The sequence below is a fragment of the Microcoleus sp. S13_C3 genome (genome assembly GCF_036700905.1).
Classification (GTDB): Bacteria; Cyanobacteriota; Cyanobacteriia; order Cyanobacteriales; family Microcoleaceae; genus Microcoleus.
The window spans coordinates 9,048-27,171 of sequence record NZ_JAUBPT010000025.1 but is presented as its reverse complement, the minus strand read 5'-3'; the positions used below and the strand labels follow the sequence as shown (position 1 = coordinate 27,171).

The window sequence follows — 18,124 nt, the reverse complement described above, 5'->3', positions numbered from 1 at the left end:
CGCAGAAACCTGGTTTTTTCCGAAAATCTTGCATTCCAGCCTTAAAAATTGGTAAAAAACCCGGTTTCTTTCGTCGGAGTGCGTAATATCATTTCCGTTTGATTCGTCCTAGTATTATATAAATTTTTGTAGGGGCGGGTTCGCCGAGATATTTAATAAGTATCGACAAATTATATAAACCCGCCCTGCCCATACCAGGACGATGCAACCGGATTTGATATAATTCATGATATTCCTGGACGCAGAAACCGGGTTTTTTAGAAAAATCTTGCATCCCAGTCTTCAAAACTGGTAAAAAACCCGGTTTCTTTGGTATTTATGCGTAAGTCCTAATCTGGATTTGCGGCTGTTTAAAAATGGGAAAGCCATCAGGACTTTTCACTATTTTACCCTGTTTGTCCAGTTCAACATCACAAAATACATAATTACCAGTCTCATCTCGCATTAGACCAGGTTTTCCATCAATAATTTGGTAAGCAGGACGATAAAATTGAACAATGTCTTGATTCTCGACTATTTGTCCATTTTCATCCCGCAAAATCGGATAAGCCACTAATTTGTCTTCCGTATCAATAACCCAAGAATTAGTTGCGGGATCGAGCAACAATTCCGGGTAAATAGGTTGACCGCTAGATGACTTCAGTAATTCACCTTTGTCATCAACTAAGGGCATCAAGAAAACAGGTTCTCCTTGAGAATTGCGGAGGAGTTCGTTAGTTTGGGGATGGCGTAGCGGAATTGCTCTCGGTGCAGGCAATTCGACATCGGGCAATTCGGGATGGGGCGGGTGCAAACTCGGTAATTCAGCATCAGTTGCAAGGTCATAATGGCGGGTATATTGCACTGCGACTTTGGTAAATCCAGCCCGCTGCAACATGGCTTGAATGCCCGGTTGATCGGCTGCAATTAGCAAGTCTATATCGCTGACTTTCATGGTTTTAGCATGGGCGATCGCTGCTTTTGCTAGCATTTGAATTGCTTCGGCTTTCCGATGTTCTGGCTGGACGTACATCCCCAAAACGGAACCGACGCGGCGGGATTGAAACGGATTTTCAATGTTGTGTTGCTTAATCAAGTATTCGGGGAGACTGGCGGGCGGGGCTTCGTCGTAATAGTAGATAAATAGACAGCCGATAATGCTGTCGCTATGTTCTAATAACCAGCAGAAAGAAAGTGGTTTTTCGAGTTGGTTGGTGACGTATTTTTCAAAGTCGAAGTTAGGTTTGACCAGCATTGAGGGGTCGATGGATTCGCGTTCTGCGGCGAATGCTTGCCAGAGGGGGGCGAGATCCTTTGCGTCTTCTGCGGTGGCTAGACGGTGGCTGTAAGGGGCGATGGGGGCGATCGGCATAGTTGCGGCTGTCATAGTTTTTGGGGGTGAATTTGCATCGAAGGTGAAAGCCTTCTATTGTGTATTGGGATTTCGCGGGGTATTTTTACGCAAAATCAAAGTTTTTGTAATAAAAGTTAATATATGGGACTTACGATGGGGGTCCAGAAACCGGGTTTTTTACGAAAATACTTGGTTACAGCCTTGAATATGCTGAAAAACCAGGTTTCTTTAGTTGGCGTGTGGAGGGTTGGCCAGAAACCGGGTTTTTACGAAAATACTTGGTTACAGCACGCAAAAACCGCCAAAAACCCGGTTTCTGCGATCGGAGTGCGTAAATCCTGGATAAATCTCGCTACAAAATCGTCAAATAAGTTTCTGTTGGACTGATGGGTAACGGTTTTAAAATTTGATTTTGTAAGTCAATTTCTAACCCCAATGCTTCTAAAGGTATGACTCCCAAAAGAGCATCTTTACCTCCGGGTAACTCCAAACACTCAAAAGTGCCTTCCCGATCGAACATGGATATGGTAGCATCTCGGAAAATTCGGGCTTTGCCAATGCCCATTGCAGTGGCTACGTCTACTTCTTTCAGGAGTTTCAGTCCGAGTTGGGCGATCGTATCTTGTGGCAAACACAAGGTAGTTGCACCCGTATCTACCAATACATTTTTGAGAGTTATTGAGCGAATTTGATCTTCTGATTTTACTCCGGCCTCTGCTAGAATTTGGTCGGCTCGATTAATGATTGTCAGAGTGGCGAAAACTTTTCCCATTACGTTGTTGCTTTGAGTTTGCATATTTGTCTCCTACTGAATGGTCGGAGTGATTACTTCCTTTAATTGTATCTTGTGTTGAGGGCGATCGCTCCCGGAATATAGTACCATAGAATTAGCGGTTAGAGGAAATGACAAATGACCAGTACACCTAATCAAGAACCAACATTGGCGGATGTAATCGAAAAGTTAGATAAGCTATCTAGCGATGTAGAAAAGTTTAACGATCGCTTTTATAATTACCAGCAAGCGACTCAGTGGGTAGTGCAACTTGCTTTCACTTTAATTGCCAGTGCGACTATCACGATAATTATCAGTTGGGTGCTGCGGAAATAATCTAAAAGTTGGGGCTCGCGTGAATTAAGAAACCTGGTTTCTTCCTAAATATTTCGTTAGGATGCAAAAGTTATGGCAGAAACCAGGTTTCTGGCAGAGGGGCGATCGCACTTCTGATTCTAGGGGTTATATTTCTGGCTTATGTAATAATCGGCAGAATCCGGATTCGGGAACGTGAGGGATCGATCGTGATTAAAGCACCGCCATCTAATTCTGATTCAAACTGACGCCGAACGGGAATTACTATATTTTATAAAGTAGCTGGCAAAATATCTTGAGTTCTTACCTGAATTACACTTGGAGCATTAGCCTGGGTAGTAGCTAGAAGTATGCCAAAATCTAGGTCGTGAGTGAAAACAATGTAGTCGTTGGTAACAGCCCAAGCCATAATAATTTGGTCTAGGGCGGTTGGATCTCCTACATTTTACCAGTGAACAGAGTCAATTGAGTATTTAGCAAAAACAAAAACCCAGTCGGGTGATAGGTTCATTTATATTAATATTTTCAGGCCAGAAACAAGGGGACTTATTGTTCTTCCACTCGCCAAGCTGCATAAGCTAGGGCTTCATAAATATCCGCTTCTTCTAAATAAGGGTAAGCTTTAAGAATGTCGGCGGGGGTGTGACCGGAGGCCATGAGACCAACGATCGCGCCTACTGTCACTCTCATGCCTCGAATACAAGGTTTACCTCCCATAACTTGGGGATTAAGGGTGATTCTGGTTAATTGTTTCATAGTAAAAATTGGGGGTTTATTGCATTATATCAGAGGGCGATCGCATAGATTAAGAAACCGGGTTTCTGCCTAAATATTGCGTTGAAATGCAAAAGTTATTGCAGAAACCCGGTTTCTGGCCGAAGGGTGCGCGTGGATTAAGAAACCGGGTTTCTTCCTAAATATTTCGGTAGGATGCAAAAGTTATCGCAGAAACCCGGTTTCTGGGAGAGGTGTGCGATCGTGTTATATCAGATTTATCTCTAATTTTAGACCCTTGCTGCGAACAACCAGAAGTGATGTTTGCTTTGATTCATTTGTCAGAATCTTTGGACTCCAAAAGTTTCTGTTGCGGTTTGCGTTTCATCCGCATTTTGGCAATAAAAGCACTAAACGCCAATCCACCTAATACAGTAGAAGGTTCGGGTACGGATTCGGAAACGGCTGGGGGTGTCGTTGAAATAGTGGCATCCAAACCCGTCGAGTCGAACAAGTAAGTCTGGTTGCTGCCATAACCAACAGCAAAATCAATCGTGTCACCAGCTTGAACCGTCCCAGCCGTAGCAAATGACTTGGTACTAGAAGCACCAAAGCCGTTAATCAAGTTACTGAAAAGTACAATATTGTTATGAAGAACGTGAACATCTGTTGTAGTCGGCCCAACATGATCGAGGCCGGTAAACATTGTAGCAAGTGAGTAGGTTGCCGCTTCAGGCGCAATCCAGCGGACAATGCTAAGTAGGTCGGCGGGGAAATTCACAGGTATGTAACAAAACATTAAGTAGGGTGAAGGGACTTAAATTTAATACGTTGTGTACGGTAATCTCCTCTTTTTCCTCTAACTTCTACTCCCTCCATTACGGCGTAGGCGAGTTCTAATTCATCGTCAAACATTTGTCCCGCTAATTCATCTTCTTTAATGTGTTGCCACTCTAATTCAATTGGGTTCATTTCGGAACAATATTTGGGCAAGAAAAAGATATATAAACCCTGACCTTCCCACTTTGACCACAACTGTTTAACCTCCTGACATCGGTGTATTGGACCGTTGTCTTGTACAATGATTCTCAGCCGTTTCATTTGGGCCGCTTCTTGCGCTTCTTTCTCCATTATCTGAATATAAGCTTTTCGATCAACACCTCCAATGACCAAACCATATACAAAGCTACTTAAAGGTTCAAAAATTCCAACAATACTTAATCTACGACCTCGACTTTTAGTTTGTTGTATACGTTTTTGCTCGCCTTTTTTGTAATAGGTATAACTAGGTTTACTCCACGCACAAAATCCTGATTCATCTAAATACTTTAAGTCGATTTCTCCCGCAGCGGCTGCTAATTCCAACATATCTAGGTCTGATTGCTTTATTTCTCGTTGTTTGGGGTCTTGTTTTCCTTTATGACTTGGACTAGCTCTTTTCCAAATAATCCCCTTTTTTTTTAGTACCCGTCTTAATCTGTCGGGACTTAATTTAATAGAGCGCTCTTTTTCTAATTTATCAGCTAATTGAAAACTGTTATATGTACGTGGTTCTTTTTTAAGGCATTCTTCCAAAAACTCTATATCCTCTTCTTTCCACGCTTGCTTTCCCCCTCGACCTGGTTTTTCCCAAAGGCTTTCTATACCAAACTTTTCCCATTTATGTAAAACTACTCTCACGGTTTGTGAAGCCCAGCTAAAGTGAGCAGCTATTTTCTCAACATACCAGCCATGTGCATTTAACCTGATTACTTCGGCTCGATCTTTAACTTTTTGTGGTAATTTCGCCTTTCTCAGATTTAATAGGGTTTCGTCTTGCTTTTGAGTCAGAAATACTCTTAATCTAGCGCCCATATATTAGTTACCCCACTAGAGCTATACCTTTATTTACATATCTTAACATAGTTTTGTTTTTTCTCGCCGACCTACTTATATTCTCCGTAATAACCGGGGTGAAAGCTTAATTGACTGGGTTGGTACGTTATTGTCGGATGAGAATTGTCTTCAGTTGCAGTTGAGTTGTGGACGACAAAAGGCGGCCAAGCTTTTGTAGGATAGTACCACGAGTCGATGGTAGGAGTGAACTTTCCTGAGTTGCTATACAGGTTGAAGTTAGATCCAAGGCTTGATGACCAGCCGTAGCGCCAAGCGCCATTGGGGTTATTAGTTACAGAAAAGTCAGATGCAACGTTGAAAATGGCAGAGAAACTGGGTTTAGCCGCCATACCCAAGATGAAAGCCGCTATCAACATAATTTTGGTTTTTTTGAGAAGAGACATATAAATTCCTTCAGATAAGTTTTGAACGATTATTCCTCTAATCTCTAAGTTTTGTTAAGGCGATCGCACAAGCGTAGAAATAGAGGGTTGGCGAGAGGGCGATCGCTTACCAGGTATGTTGGCAAAAGAAAGGAATGAGCGCTCTTAGCTATTCCAATTCAGGATAATCTCATTGAGTAGGCTGGCGATCGCAAAGGTTTCTGTTTGTTGAGATTTTTGCTAAGGGCGATCGCGTAGGGTGTCGGAGGCGGATCGCGACTCGTTGGTAAAAGGAATTGGGAGTTTTTGATTTGTTGCAGGATGTTTTGAGAAGACATAATTACCTCTGAGTTTTTGATGAGATTTTGGGGGTTGGGGAAGCGCGATTGATGTTGGGTTAGGTTGTAGAAAGAGAGGATATGAAGCGGCGATCCAATATCCTCTTGAAAGACTGTCACCAGGCAAGTAGTTATTTTAGCTTTAACTCTTGAAGTGATTGCATGAGTCGAGAGTAGTGTTCTATATTTTTCACCTCTTTTAAACCATTTGTAATTTCGGTTTGTTTAAACTGCACATCCTTTGAATACTCAATAGGTGGGCTGATAGGGCGACCTCCCAGAACCTTAGTAAATTGATTGGCAAACAGATCTCGCCATATAGCTTTGGCTTCATTTTGTACACCTGGTGTTAGCGTGGCAGCCCAACCTGCGAAATTATTAGCAAATCGATCTACAGCTGCTGTTTCAAACTTGTAGATACCATTGCCTTGATCGATAAGTCTGAAGGAGCGCCGACCGACTAGAAAATGATCTTCTAAAGTTTCAACCGTCATAGTGATCATCTTTTTTGATGGATCTCTATCAATTGCAATAACTCTCACATCATCATGATGTCCAAAATCATCAGAACTAATCCAAGGTGTTTCGGGAGGAATGTAATAATCGGGACCAGTCGGCGTAGGTGCAGGTATTCTACCTGTTTTATTGCGAAATGATAGATAATCACCTGCTTCAAGAATCCCGTCTTGACTTTCCGGTACATCTATTGATATGTCGTTCCAATTAAACTTGAAGAGACTGCCTATTGTTTGATTGAAAACTTCATCAATGTTCTTGTTGCCGGAAATTTTAATCTCTTGCCCAAGATATCTTAGAGCTAAATCTCCATGACCATCATTTAAGTCTTGGACATTTGGATGAATGCGACGACCGTCAGGTAATTGGACACCAAAGATAGCTTGAGCTTGTTTTTGTCGCTCAGTAGAAATTGCTCCACCTGGGCCAGCAATTAATGTAGGATGTGCCTCCCACCATGCTCGCTCACCAGGAGCATATTCGCCGAACTTGTTTTCATATTTTTCACGCTCTTGTGGTGAAGCATTTTCTTCGATAAGGATATACTTCCGTCGTAATAGTTCTAAACCACCCATTTGTTCAACCTGTTTATCGGTCATACGCATTAATTCTGAATCAGTAATTCCTGTTTCTTGGGTAGACGTAAACTTATCCTTTTCCTTGATATCCTTAACCAGCTTGCTTAGATCATCTTTCCAAAGACCCAAAATCCCGTCAATACCAGACAACCAACCCTCAATCCCGCCATCCTTAATCGCATTACCTAAGTACAAAGCAGTATTACCAACTTTATCAACTGTCTTCAAAATACCCTCCACAGCCTTGTTAAAATTGCCAGCAAAGCTCTTACCGATCGCAAGAACAGCGTTGAAGATATTACCAATTGCTGCAAACCAGTCGCCTTTTTGAATTGATTTAACACCTTTGTAAATCAATTCTGGCGCTTTCTGGAGCGAACCAATTATCGATACCATCACTTTCTGGATAGCTGGGGAGCATTTATCGAGCAGCGATTTCAGTCCTGGTGTCACTGCTGAAGCAAAGCCACCGAGGATTTGCAACGCACCTAAAATACTTTCGCCGGACATAATAGAACGTGCCCCATTGAAAGCACCTGTAGCTACAGCCTGTAATCCCTGAATGACGTGCAATGCTGTTGAAGAAATGGCATTGCCCATACCAGCAGTAACGACGTTTACTCCAGTCATTACTACACTGAAAATTGCTCCCATCCAGTCACCATTAATGGCTGATTGAATGGCACTAATTCCGGCACTAACAGCACCCAAACCAATAGAAAAGGGAATCAGTGCAGGAAAAGCAGGAGAGAGAATCATCAAAACAGTGCTGAGAATCCCCGTAACTTGGGAAATAATCCCCAAAATCTTATTCCAAAAAGCCTTCTTCCGCGCCTTCCGTTCAGCCACCCGCTGCTTGATAATTTGCTCCAACATCTCCTTCGACTGCTTAGCCAAATCCTCAGAAATACTCACCGCTTGTTCCGCATAAGCAACCTTAGTCAAAGCCTCCATATACAGCGGCTCAATCACCTGCTTTTCACCCGATAATTCCTCAGCACGCTGCAACTCTTTCAACAATTGTTGAGAAGCACCTTGCAAATCTGTTTGGGCTGTTTGCAACAACTGAGTATCCCACTGTTCCTCTAAATCGATGCGACTTATCTCAGTTTTGTACTGCTGAATTTGCCCGATCAAACCGTCCATTGCCTTCAGCAGATTTTCCTGAATATTGGCTGCTTCTTTCCCTTGCAGCGCTTCATGGATATCACCCCGCGCTTCTGCTAACAACGCCTTCAAATCCGCTGGCAAATCAGATTGCTGCTGAGTTTCCAAATCTTTCAGCGATGCGAGAAGTCCCGCTAATTGAGTTTGCAATTGCACCGGATCGTCCGTTGCTTCGAGGGTAGTCATTCCCAGATTTCCCCGCGCTTCATTTAAAGACTGCCGCAAATTATCTTCCGCTTGCAGTTGCCGCAACTGTTCGATTTTGGCAACAGTTTCTGTTCTCTGACGTGCCGTTTCTACTCTGTCTCGCTCCATCCTCGCTTGCACTGCTTCATCAATTCCCTTCTGACGCGATTCGGCAATTTCTTGCTCTAATTGCGCTTGGGCTAAATTCAGTTTTTCAATGGTTACTAACTGAATAAAAGTTTGTTCCGTTTGTTCGCGGATGCGAGTAATGCCATCGAGACGTGCTTGAGCAATGGCTAATTCCTGCTCTTTTTTCTCCTTTTCCTCCTGTGTTTCGGCAATTTTGTCATTTAAATCGCTCAACAATTTAGCAGCCGTTTCTTGCTGTGCTTGCAGCGTTTTCATCTGCGCTTCTGCGGTTGTTTTCACCGCATCAAAGGCATCGGCTTGTGCTTGAGCGCGACGCTGCAATTCCCGGTTATTCAGCATTTCCTGATAGTATCTGTCAGCTAAAATCCGGTCTTGAGGCTGCGCTAAACCAGGGCTAGAGCTATTGCCTTTATCGCTGGCTAAGTCGCTGTAATCGCGATAGTAAATCTCTGCCGCCGTCGCCATGTCGTTGTGCTTAGCCACATCTAGCAGTGCTTTCGCTTCTTTGAAACCCGCGTCAGTTGCTTCCTGCAATCGCTTCAAAATTTGTAACTCTAAATTGTTGACTTCTTGCTGTTTTTGTGCAGCTTGCAGAGTGTAGTTAGCATTCGCCTGAGTTGCTTCTACCAGCGCTTTCAGAATCTGTTGATTTTCCCTTGCTTGCTTGAGATGTTCGTCATTTTGCACCAACAAATCTTCTTTCAACTGTTGCAATGGTGCGGTGAGAATCTTGCTAGCAGCTTCAGCTTGTTCTGCTAAGCGCTGGGCTTCGGCTAAAGCAGCGCGGGCATCTTGCAATTGTTGCTGCAAATTGCTAGTGTCGGCATCGGGGTCTTTGGTGTAGGCATCGAGTAACCTTTGTTCGGCAAGAATTACCTCGTTTTGTGCTGTTAACAGCGTGCGTTTTTGAGTCAGCGCGGTTTGCTGGGCGGTGAGGATTGCAGCTTTATTTGTTAGTAGCTGCAAGGTTTGTTTTAACTGTGCTTCTTTGCTGTATAAGTCTTGCCAACCATCTACAGTAGCACCTTGTTTGACAAATTCTGCAATTTGATTAGTAATTGCTTGCTGTTGCTGTTTCAGGGAATCAATTAGCGCATTTGTGCCTGCTAATTCCGGTGCTAGGGCTACACTTTGCCGCTCAACCCATTTTTCTACATCAGCAATTTGTTGCTGAGTTTCTATGGCTTGTTTGTTGAGTTCCCCGCGACGTGCCAGAATATCAGCAACAGCAGCGCGATACTCCTCAGAATTAGTATCGTAGTCTTCCCATTGTTGTTGCACTTTAGCATTTTGAGCGGCGGCTTCAGCCTCGGCTTGTTCTAACTGTTGCTTCAGCGTTGGCAACAGATTTTCTAAGAATTCTAATTGAATTTTGTCACCAGGAATCGACTTGCGAGCCTCTTCTAATTGTGCAAAGAAATCGCGGGCTTCTTTAACAGGAGGTTGGGCTTCATTGGCCGCATTATTTGCCTCAGTCCACTGTTTCGCCAATGGTTCGATTCGCTCTTTTTCCTTGCGCCATTTATCGGCTTCTGCGAGATGTGCAATTCCCTGTTGCCGCAACTGGGGAAATAACTTAGAGTAGGTATCCCAAAGAATCCAATCGTGATCAACATGAGTAACTTGTTCATCCCAACATTTTTTACGACGCAAGAATCGACGCTTACAAACTCGCCGCCACTCCGTCCAAGTTGGCCCATTTTTGCGACTGACAGCCCAATGATAAGCAGCTCGTTGTTCGTACCAGTCTGCTTGTGCTAAAGCTGCATAACCTTGCGCTTCATGTGATGCTTGTTCGGCTTTTGCTTTATCAAATAATGCTTGATTTGGATTGCGCCCTTCGACAGCATCAGCAGCTAGCAATGTATCCACTGTTGAATTTAACAAGTTGGATATGTGCTGATTTGGGCTGCGTCCTTCTAAAGTTGCTCCTTGCAACAAATTAATCGCTGTACCGTTTTCAGGATGGTCTTTGAGGAATTGCGCTCTTAATTCTTTAGTAGCTGCATCTATCTCTGTAGATAACTGTTTCTGAATAGCATCAGCTTGTTGCCGCAGATTAGCTGCTTGTTGACGTAGTTGATACCGTCCTTGCTTGGAGGCAGTCTGAGCTTGTTGCTCTAATGCTGCTGCTTGTGCGAGTAATGGTTCAACTTGTTGTGCTTTTTTCTGGTTATTTTCAGTTTGAATTGCCTCAATTTGTGCTTGATAATCCTTCAATTCCTGCGACTCAACACCGTAACGAATAGCAATCGGAGCAATTTCTTGCCACAACTCATCATCCTGTTTAATGCGGAGTTTAATTTTCTCAATTGCTTGCTCAGTAGAAGTAACACTACCATCAAGTGCATCGGCGAGATTTTCCACCACCCCCAGAGTCTTAATCCCGTCCTCCAGATTCGCCTCACTCCGCTGATAGTCACCGTATGGTTCAGCAAATCGATCGTTAATTTCAGCTATCAAAGTGTCAACAGATTCAGACAATTTTTGCTGGTTATCACCCAATTTTTTAGTCATCGGGTTGCCCTCTAATAGGTCTTGAGTTGTGTTGTTGACGCTATTAGTTAAATCTTGGCGAACTTGGTCGGTAAGTTGGGCATGAGCTAGCACAGTGTCATCTTTAATTGCCGCCTCAGCCGCGTTTTCGGAATTGAGTTGAGATTGCAAAGCATTGAGGCGATTTTCATTGCTTTCTAGCTTCTGGCGGATTTCTAATTCTTGCTTTTGCCGCAAGGGAAGCAGCGCTTCTGTTGCTTGTTTCAGCAATTTTTCTAAATCATCAGCGGCAGTTTGACTCGATGCTTGCAATGCTTCTAAACTACTAAGCTGAGATTTTGATAGTTGAATCAAATTCTTCAGATATTCCTGACTCACCGGATCTGTTGTATTGGCGAGTTGTTGTTCCCAATCAGCAACTAATTCATTAATGCTATTGATTTGATTTGTCAAATCCTGGCCTTGACCGCGCAGTTTTTCCAAATGAGTATTGACTTGTGGCTCGACTTGTGTTGCAAAGAAATCTACATCGGATTCCGAAGCCAGCATTCCCAAACCAATTAACTGACGCAGTGAGGTTGATTTTAATTGAGTGGTTTGTGCCAGTTCTGCTGCCAAATTTGCGGCTTGAGAGGCTGCATTTTTGATGGTTTGAATCAGTTGATTTTCGCGATTTTGCAGGGGTTGCAAGCGCTGATTTGTAGTGGCGATCGCACTTTGTACCCGATTAAACTCCGCTTCCAGTTGTGGCACTCCTCCCAGCGCTTGTAACTGGGAGTTAAGAGTGGCAATTTGTGACTGTTGTTCGGCGGCTTTCTGAGTGAGTTCGTTAATTTTTTTAGCTGCTTCTTGACGGCGTTGCCACAGTTTGTTCCGCTCATCTGCGATAAATGAAGCTGCTTGCAAATGACTGCGATAGGCCGCAGCTTCGCCAGCATTGTAAGCCCAAGCACTGCCGTTCCAATACCAGGTTTTTTGCCGACTTGCTTCAGCTAAATTCAAGTAAGCTCGTTCCGCTGCTGCGAGTCCAGCATCGTTATCGATCGCACTTTGAATCACTAAATTTTGATTGCCGATTTGCAGGTTGGTAAAAGCGAGGGCTTGTTGAGTATCGGCAAGAGATGTTTGGAGCGATCGACCTTTTTGCAAATTATCTTGAACAGGCTTTAATTGTGACTGCAAATCTGCCAATTGTTGCCTGTCTGCTGCTCCAGCTTGACGAGTTGCCAATAAAGATTCAGTGGCAGTTACTTGAGTTTGATTTGCTTGCTGCCATGCGTTCCAATCCTGCTGATACTTAGTTTGTAAAACACCAGTGCGATTGAGAACATCGAGGCGACTTTGCAGGCGATCGACTTCACCTTCAACTTGCTCCAAGTATTGACTGGTAAGTTCAATTTCTAGATATTTGTCAATCAGTTTTTGTTCGGTATCAGCTTTTAGTTGATTCAGCTTTTCTAAATCTTGGACAAGAGTATCCCGCTGCTGTTGTTGCTGCGATATTTGAGCATTTAATCCTGATAGCTGAACTAAAAGGTTCTTGTCTGTTTCCAGTGTGCCTATTTGTTCTTGAGCCGTCGCAATTTGAGGCTGGAAAGTCCCATTGAGTAGTTGTGCAGTTGAGCTAGCTAAATCTCGCTGTTGTGCAAAAGAATTAGCAGCAGCTTGATGATTATTTCGATAGACGGCTGCTTGGGGATTAGGCAATCGTCCTTCGTATCTGCCATAGGAGAGATAGTGCCAGTAAGCTAATTGTCCGTTCCAGCCAAAGGCTTTTGCAACGTCAGGGTAATAAGCTAGATAAGCATCGGCATTAAACACATAAACCTGACCGTTCCAGTAATTAGCTGCATTTTGATTAGCTTGCCGTTGCTGTTCCAATGAGTTAGCAGTAGCAAAGGCTTGATTGATTTGATTTTGATAGCCTTGTACCGCCGATTTTTGCTGCTGAATTGCGGCATTTGTAGAGGCGATCGCACTTGGAAGATCCGTCAGTTGCGCGGCAGAAACCGTCGATAAACGGGATATAGTTTGGGCGATCGCACTTTGCGTCCCTTCAATTTCCTTGTCTTTATCAACAATTTGCTTTTGTTTAGCCGGAATCTGAACATCTTCTAAATCGGCTTTCTTCAAACCCAATTCGCGATATTCTTTTTTGAGTACAGCCAGAGCTTTATCTGTTTGTGCTTGCTCAGTTTTTCCTTGAGTTAAACGACTATCTAAATTATCAAACCCGGCGAGGAAATTCGCGCTACTTCCCTCATAGGATTTGAGATTTTGGATTTTGGATTTTGGATTGATAGATGTGGGTGCGGTTTCGAGATTGTTGATTAAGTTAGCGATCGCCAATCGTTCCGGCGAATCAGCCAAAGCCATTGCTAACTGGTCGCGCTGCAACTTAGCCCAAGCCAATTCTTGCTCTAAATTCTGCAAATAACTTCCCCAGTTATCCCACTGTTGCTGCAAACTATCGCTGGGATTTTTCTGCAATTGATTCTGCAACTCCAGCATTGTCTTGAACGCATTCAGTTGTTCGGATTCTAACTTCTCAATTTGTTTGTCAACCGCCCACAACCTCTCGCGATAAGGCAACAAGAAACCAGCAGTTTCTAAAAAGTTTTGCAAATTCTTCGCAGCTTCAGCTTTCTCAGCTTGAATTGCCTCTAACTTAGCCTGACTTTCTTTCAACCGATTTTCGGTTAAATCGGTTAACTGCTGTTGCGCGGGAATCTGTTCATTTTCCAGTCTTTGCAGTTCTTTTTCAGCTAGATCGATTTCTTGAAGTAGCGTTTCTAACTTTTGCCGCTGTACCGGATCGTGCAAAGCAAACAAATCTTTTTCCGCTTGCAAGCGCAACGCATCCGCCGCAATTTCATAGTCAATTCCCTGTTTCAAAACAGGCCAATCTTTAATTCCAGTTTCTAACTTTCTTGCCTGTTCTTGCAGCGCACTTGCTTGTTGCTGTGCTTGTTGTGCTAACTGTGCGTAAGCTTGAGACTCAGAAGCGGCTTGATTAGCTAATTGTTGAGCCATATCTCGCGGCCCAATATGTTCGGGATAGTGTACCCATCCATAAACAGGTTCGGTATTTTTTCCAGAACGACCAGTCCGTTTAGTACCTACTTGTTCCCAACGATTAACTTGAGAATTGTGCCAATTAGCTTGAGTTTGATTTTGCTGTTGGCGCGATGCAGCAATAGCAGCTAAATTAGCATAATTTTCAGCAATTTTTGCTTGTTGTACGGCTTGTGCTTCCAAAATTTGCAGCACTTTATCGGCTTTCTCAATACCGTCTTCACCGAGATTGTTCGGTCTTTCTTCTAGGAATTGAGCGTACTCATTCAAAGTACCTTGCTGCTGTGTTGCTTGCTGTGATAGCTGCTGTAAATTTTGAGAATTTTGAGTAGCAATTTGGGATAGCCATTGCGATTTATTTTTCTGTTTTAACAAGTTCGGGTCATTTGCCATACCCCAAATTTCTCGCCGGCGGCCGCATCTGCCTTGTTCTGAACCCACAGGTTGCCAGCGGAGGGGATTAATGTTATTAGAAATCGCACTAAATCTCGTCGCTTCTGCATTTTGAATCGCAGCTTGTTCTTGGAAATTAGAGGCAAATTCCTCTTGTTTATTTGCAGCTTCGCGCCAAGGTGCGGGATCTGTCTGCAAATTATCACCAACATTCGCAAAAGGATTGAGCAATTTAGCTTTAGCTTTAGCCAAATCTGACTCAGCTTTGGCAACTTGTGCTTGAATTCCCTCTAACATTTTTTGAGTTTCTGTCTCTAAAGCAGATTTATTTGCCCCAAGTTTAGCTAACCTATCCTCAAGTTCCTTTTGCTGTGCCAAAAGATTTTGTAGTCGCTCGTTTTCAATTTGATAGTGACTCGTTGCGAGGGCTAATTCTTCGACTCTTTGTTGGTTGTGAGCATCAGTAATGCCAGCATCAGTGCTCACTTGTTGATACTTATTCAAAGCATCAGCAATTTTCGCGATCGCGTCAGCTTCTAAATCTGACAAGTTGAGAGACGGATTACCCAAATCTGCTAAGATTTGCCACTGTTCGAGTAAATCTTGCTGAGCTTTTTCTAAGTCAGAAATCGCCTTTTGAGTTGGCTCAGATGCCGCTCTTGCTAAAGTCTCTACGCGACCTTCCCCGCTGAATAAACTTACCTGAACCTCTGATTTTACGGGGGCTGGAGTTGGTTGCATTGACAAAGCGCGATCGATCGCACTTTTCACATCTACCAAACCCGCCCCAGTTTCTTTATCCCATCCAGGTGTATTCAAATCCGCTGCTGTATCTATCAGCAATTGCTTGACTTGTGTCAAACTTAATGCTGGATTTGCCGCCCAAACTAAAGAAGCTGCGGCTGTGACATAGGATGCCGATCGCGAAGTGCCGACAAAAGCATTAGGATCGTTCGCCCACGAGCCCCCAGGAGCCATTAAATCGAGTCCGTCACCGTAGGCAGAATAGTCAGTTTTAGACTCAAATTGATTGACAGCACCGACAGTAATAATGTTATCAAATATCTTGCTAGCCGCTCCCAAAGCCGACATTACCCCGCCCGTATTGCCTGCTGAAACAACTAGCAAAACATTATTTTCGCGGGCATATTGAATCGCTGCTTGTTCTTCAGGAGTGAGTTCGTAACGAGTGGTAATGCCGATATCATCTAATTGGGATAAATCGAAACTGAGATTGGCGATCGCCCGATTTTCACCATTTGCTTTCACCCCATCTACAAACCGCCTCAATTGCTCAGCCCAATCCCCCCGATTGACGGTAAAAGTGTCGTACTTAGCCAGAGAATTAATCGAGGAAAATGCAGAAGTAACTCGCTGAACGTGTTCTCCCTCCGTAAAGTCAATAAATCCAACTTTCGGCTGCTTAGCATCAGAGGGCAGCAGAGAAATAGCCTCATCAGCATTCAGCAAAAACTCATCAAATCCCGTGGAATCAGGCTGGCTTAAAGCTTCCCCTAAAGACACTGATAGCCCGAATTCCGCTCCCACCTCTGGACTTTGCAGTAATTGTCGGAGAGTGAGAATATTGCTGTCGCTTATGCCAAGCTTAGCCAGAGAATCTGGTTTATTGAACAGCGGCAGGGCATCGGGATATTGCTCTAATAAAGTTGTGAGATTGATCAGGGATTCTGTGGCTGCTTCGCTGATCAAACCTTCGCTGAAATTTGCCGAATTTTGATTAATGACTTTCGTTAAATCTGTCAAGGCAGTATTGACAGCAGCAATGGAATCCGTACTGAGATTGCTATTAGTAACTGAAAAATTGTGAATGACAGAATTACCTGTTGCATCCGTTGCCCGAATTATGACATCAGTAACACCTGATTGTGGCAATCCTGTCAGTTGCAATTTATCTCCATCTAAACTGACAGCTAACGAGGCACTATTACCATCAACTACTTCATATTTTAAAGTGCTAGTTTCCTGGTCAATAAATACTTGACTAAGGTCAATTGTGCGGGTTGGTTGTGCGGGAGTCAAGGCAACATCTGCAACGGGTTTAATCGCAGGAGGCTGATCGTTAACTAAAGACTGAGTTAAAATTTCCTGGCCGACTTTTGACTCCAGCCATTGAGTATTGGCATTGACATTTCCTGCGAGTTCTGGTACGTTGGTCGTCGCGCCATCGATCGCAAAAATTAAGTCATTAAAATCGCGATCGGCCTGGTTTCCTGGTATATCTTCCCAAGCAAAAGTATTACCTTTTCCAGTGAAATCAGCCAGCATTACTTGACTGTCGGCATTAGCTGCTGGAATCGAAAACAGGGGAGTTTTATCCTGCCAAAGACTGGGAGATTCCGATATCTCTTGCACAGTGCCATTAGGAACTAACATCACTGCAAATTTAGCCCCTGGTGGCATCGCAAAAGTTTTGATACCTTGGTATTGACCATGATTAACATTTGGTTCGCCAAATTCACCGCTAAATCTCGCACCTTCCAGGCGATCGCGAATCGCAATATGACCCAATTCTGAACTGCTTAAAGCACGTTTAACTGCTTCTTGTCTAAAAGCATCAGAATTCGGCGGATATTGCTCCATTCCCGATAAATTAACGATCGCAATTTCTCCCTCATAAAGACCGCCATCAACGAGGAAATCAAAGCTGACTTGACCCGTTTCGCCAACAGTCCATACTCCAGGTGTGATATTCGACAATGAGTTAGTTGTAGGAATATCTAATTCTGATTTAGCGACTTCTTGAGTTGGGAGAATAACTGGATTTTGAGCGTTAGTAGTTTCGGCAGTTGACTGATTTGTATTAGTTTTTGTTTGAGGTTCAGTTAAAAAGAAATTAGGCACTTCGACCGAAGAAACCGGGTTTTTTACCAAATCTGCGGGCTGCAACGAAGAAGTATTTTCGTAGAAAAACCCGGTTTCTGAGTCCTCGTCGGTAAGTCCTATTAAAGTTGATGCTGTTTCCTTCGTTTCTGAAGTTGTCGCATCTTTATTTATATTGAGTTCATGATTAGTGGAAGTCGGTGCGATCGCCTCTATTTTCGTTTCAGTTTCCACGGCTGTCATCACAGTAGGCTCTGAAGCCCCAGCATCTTTGATTGAGGGAGAAACAGAAGTTGCGATCGGCTCTTGTTTACTTTCAATTGTCGTGGCTTTCGGTTCGGAAACGGAAACAGAGTGAGTCGCGGCTGTCGGCGCGATCGCCTTTTTTTCCTCTTCAATTGTCACCAGTGGTGTCACAGCCTGATCCGAAGTAGTAACCTCGGTTTTCGAGACAGATTCATTCGGAGTGGAAACAGGTGCGATCGCCTTTTTTTCCTCTTCAATTGTCACCAGTGGTGTCACAGCCTGATCCGAAGTAGCAACCTCGGTTTTCGAGATAGATTCATTCGGAGTGGAAACCGGTGCGATCGCCTCTTTTTCCTCTTCAATTCTCACCACCGGCGCTACAGTTGTCTCTGAAGTAGCAACCTCGGTTTTTGATACAGATTTATTCGGAGTGGAAACAGGTGCGATCGGCTCTTTTTTCTCTTCATTTTTCACCGATGGCGTCACTGTTATATCTGAAGTAGCAACCTCGGTTTTCGAGATAGATTCAGGATTAGTGGAAACAGGTGCGATCGGCTCTTTTTTCTCTTCAATTGTCACCGCTGGTGTCACAGCCTGATCCGAAGTAGTAACCTCGGTTTTCGAGACAGATTCATTCGGAGTGGAAACCGGTGCGATCGGCTCTTTTTCCTCTTCAATTGTCACCGCTGGTGTCACAGCCTGATCCGAAGTAGTAACCTCGGTTTTCGAGACAGATTCATTCGGAG

General features: G+C 43.7%; 9 protein-coding genes and 1 pseudogene. 1 reads left to right on the top strand and 9 read right to left on the bottom strand.

Annotated features, from left to right (window positions below; translation table 11 throughout):
• Positions 1-316 precede the first annotated feature (316 nt).
• Together QUA16_RS09780 and QUA16_RS09775 are read right to left on the bottom strand one after the other, a co-directional pair.
• Positions 317-1,366: a GNAT family N-acetyltransferase gene (locus QUA16_RS09780; RefSeq protein ID WP_333103093.1), complete on the bottom strand. Its 1,050-nt coding sequence runs from the start codon at positions 1,364-1,366 to the stop codon at positions 317-319.
• Between the two features lie 319 nt (positions 1,367-1,685).
• Complete coding sequence (locus tag QUA16_RS09775) at positions 1,686-2,129, bottom strand: retroviral-like aspartic protease family protein (protein ID WP_333103091.1); 444 nt, start codon at positions 2,127-2,129, stop codon at positions 1,686-1,688.
• 114 nt (positions 2,130-2,243) lie between these two features.
• Between QUA16_RS09775 and QUA16_RS09770 the strand changes: the two genes are divergently transcribed.
• Positions 2,244-2,441, top strand: a complete 198-nt coding sequence (locus QUA16_RS09770; protein ID WP_333103089.1) for a hypothetical protein — start codon at positions 2,244-2,246, stop codon at positions 2,439-2,441.
• Positions 2,442-2,691: 250 nt separating this feature from the next.
• Here the strand turns inward: QUA16_RS09770 and QUA16_RS09765 are convergent.
• From QUA16_RS09765 to QUA16_RS09735, 7 genes and pseudogenes are all read right to left on the bottom strand, one after another.
• Positions 2,692-2,847: pseudogene (locus QUA16_RS09765) on the bottom strand (DUF5615 family PIN-like protein); the annotation flags it as partial.
• A gap of 119 nt (positions 2,848-2,966) precedes the next feature.
• Positions 2,967-3,176: a DUF433 domain-containing protein gene (locus tag QUA16_RS09760; RefSeq protein ID WP_333103087.1), complete on the bottom strand. Its 210-nt coding sequence runs from the start codon at positions 3,174-3,176 to the stop codon at positions 2,967-2,969.
• Between the two features lie 292 nt (positions 3,177-3,468).
• Positions 3,469-3,915: a hypothetical protein gene (locus QUA16_RS09755; RefSeq protein WP_333103084.1), complete on the bottom strand. Its 447-nt coding sequence runs from the start codon at positions 3,913-3,915 to the stop codon at positions 3,469-3,471.
• Between the two features lie 17 nt (positions 3,916-3,932).
• A complete protein-coding gene (locus QUA16_RS09750) occupies positions 3,933-4,988 on the bottom strand; it encodes an IS630 family transposase (RefSeq protein WP_333103083.1) in 1,056 nt (351 codons plus the stop codon).
• 71 nt (positions 4,989-5,059) lie between these two features.
• A complete protein-coding gene (locus QUA16_RS09745) occupies positions 5,060-5,413 on the bottom strand; it encodes a hypothetical protein (protein WP_333103082.1) in 354 nt (117 codons plus the stop codon).
• Between the two features lie 158 nt (positions 5,414-5,571).
• Positions 5,572-5,730, bottom strand: a complete 159-nt coding sequence (locus tag QUA16_RS09740) for a hypothetical protein (protein WP_333181114.1) — start codon at positions 5,728-5,730, stop codon at positions 5,572-5,574.
• A gap of 131 nt (positions 5,731-5,861) precedes the next feature.
• The gene (locus QUA16_RS09735) at positions 5,862-18,074 is read right to left on the bottom strand and encodes a DUF4114 domain-containing protein (RefSeq protein ID WP_333103079.1); all 12,213 of its coding nucleotides are present in this window, start codon (positions 18,072-18,074) and stop codon (positions 5,862-5,864) included.
• Positions 18,075-18,124: the final 50 nt, after the last annotated feature.

Coding starts and splice junctions, on each gene's coding strand:
- QUA16_RS09775 (WP_333103091.1), bottom strand. CDS start 2,129: ATGCAAACTCAAAGCAACAACGTAATGGGAAAAGTTTTCGCCACTCTG.
- QUA16_RS09750 (WP_333103083.1), bottom strand. CDS start 4,988: ATGGGCGCTAGATTAAGAGTATTTCTGACTCAAAAGCAAGACGAAACC.
- QUA16_RS09745 (WP_333103082.1), bottom strand. CDS start 5,413: ATGTCTCTTCTCAAAAAAACCAAAATTATGTTGATAGCGGCTTTCATC.
- QUA16_RS09770 (WP_333103089.1), top strand. CDS start 2,244: ATGACCAGTACACCTAATCAAGAACCAACATTGGCGGATGTAATCGAA.
- QUA16_RS09760 (WP_333103087.1), bottom strand. CDS start 3,176: ATGAAACAATTAACCAGAATCACCCTTAATCCCCAAGTTATGGGAGGT.
- QUA16_RS09740 (WP_333181114.1), bottom strand. CDS start 5,730: ATGTCTTCTCAAAACATCCTGCAACAAATCAAAAACTCCCAATTCCTT.
- QUA16_RS09780 (WP_333103093.1), bottom strand. CDS start 1,366: ATGACAGCCGCAACTATGCCGATCGCCCCCATCGCCCCTTACAGCCAC.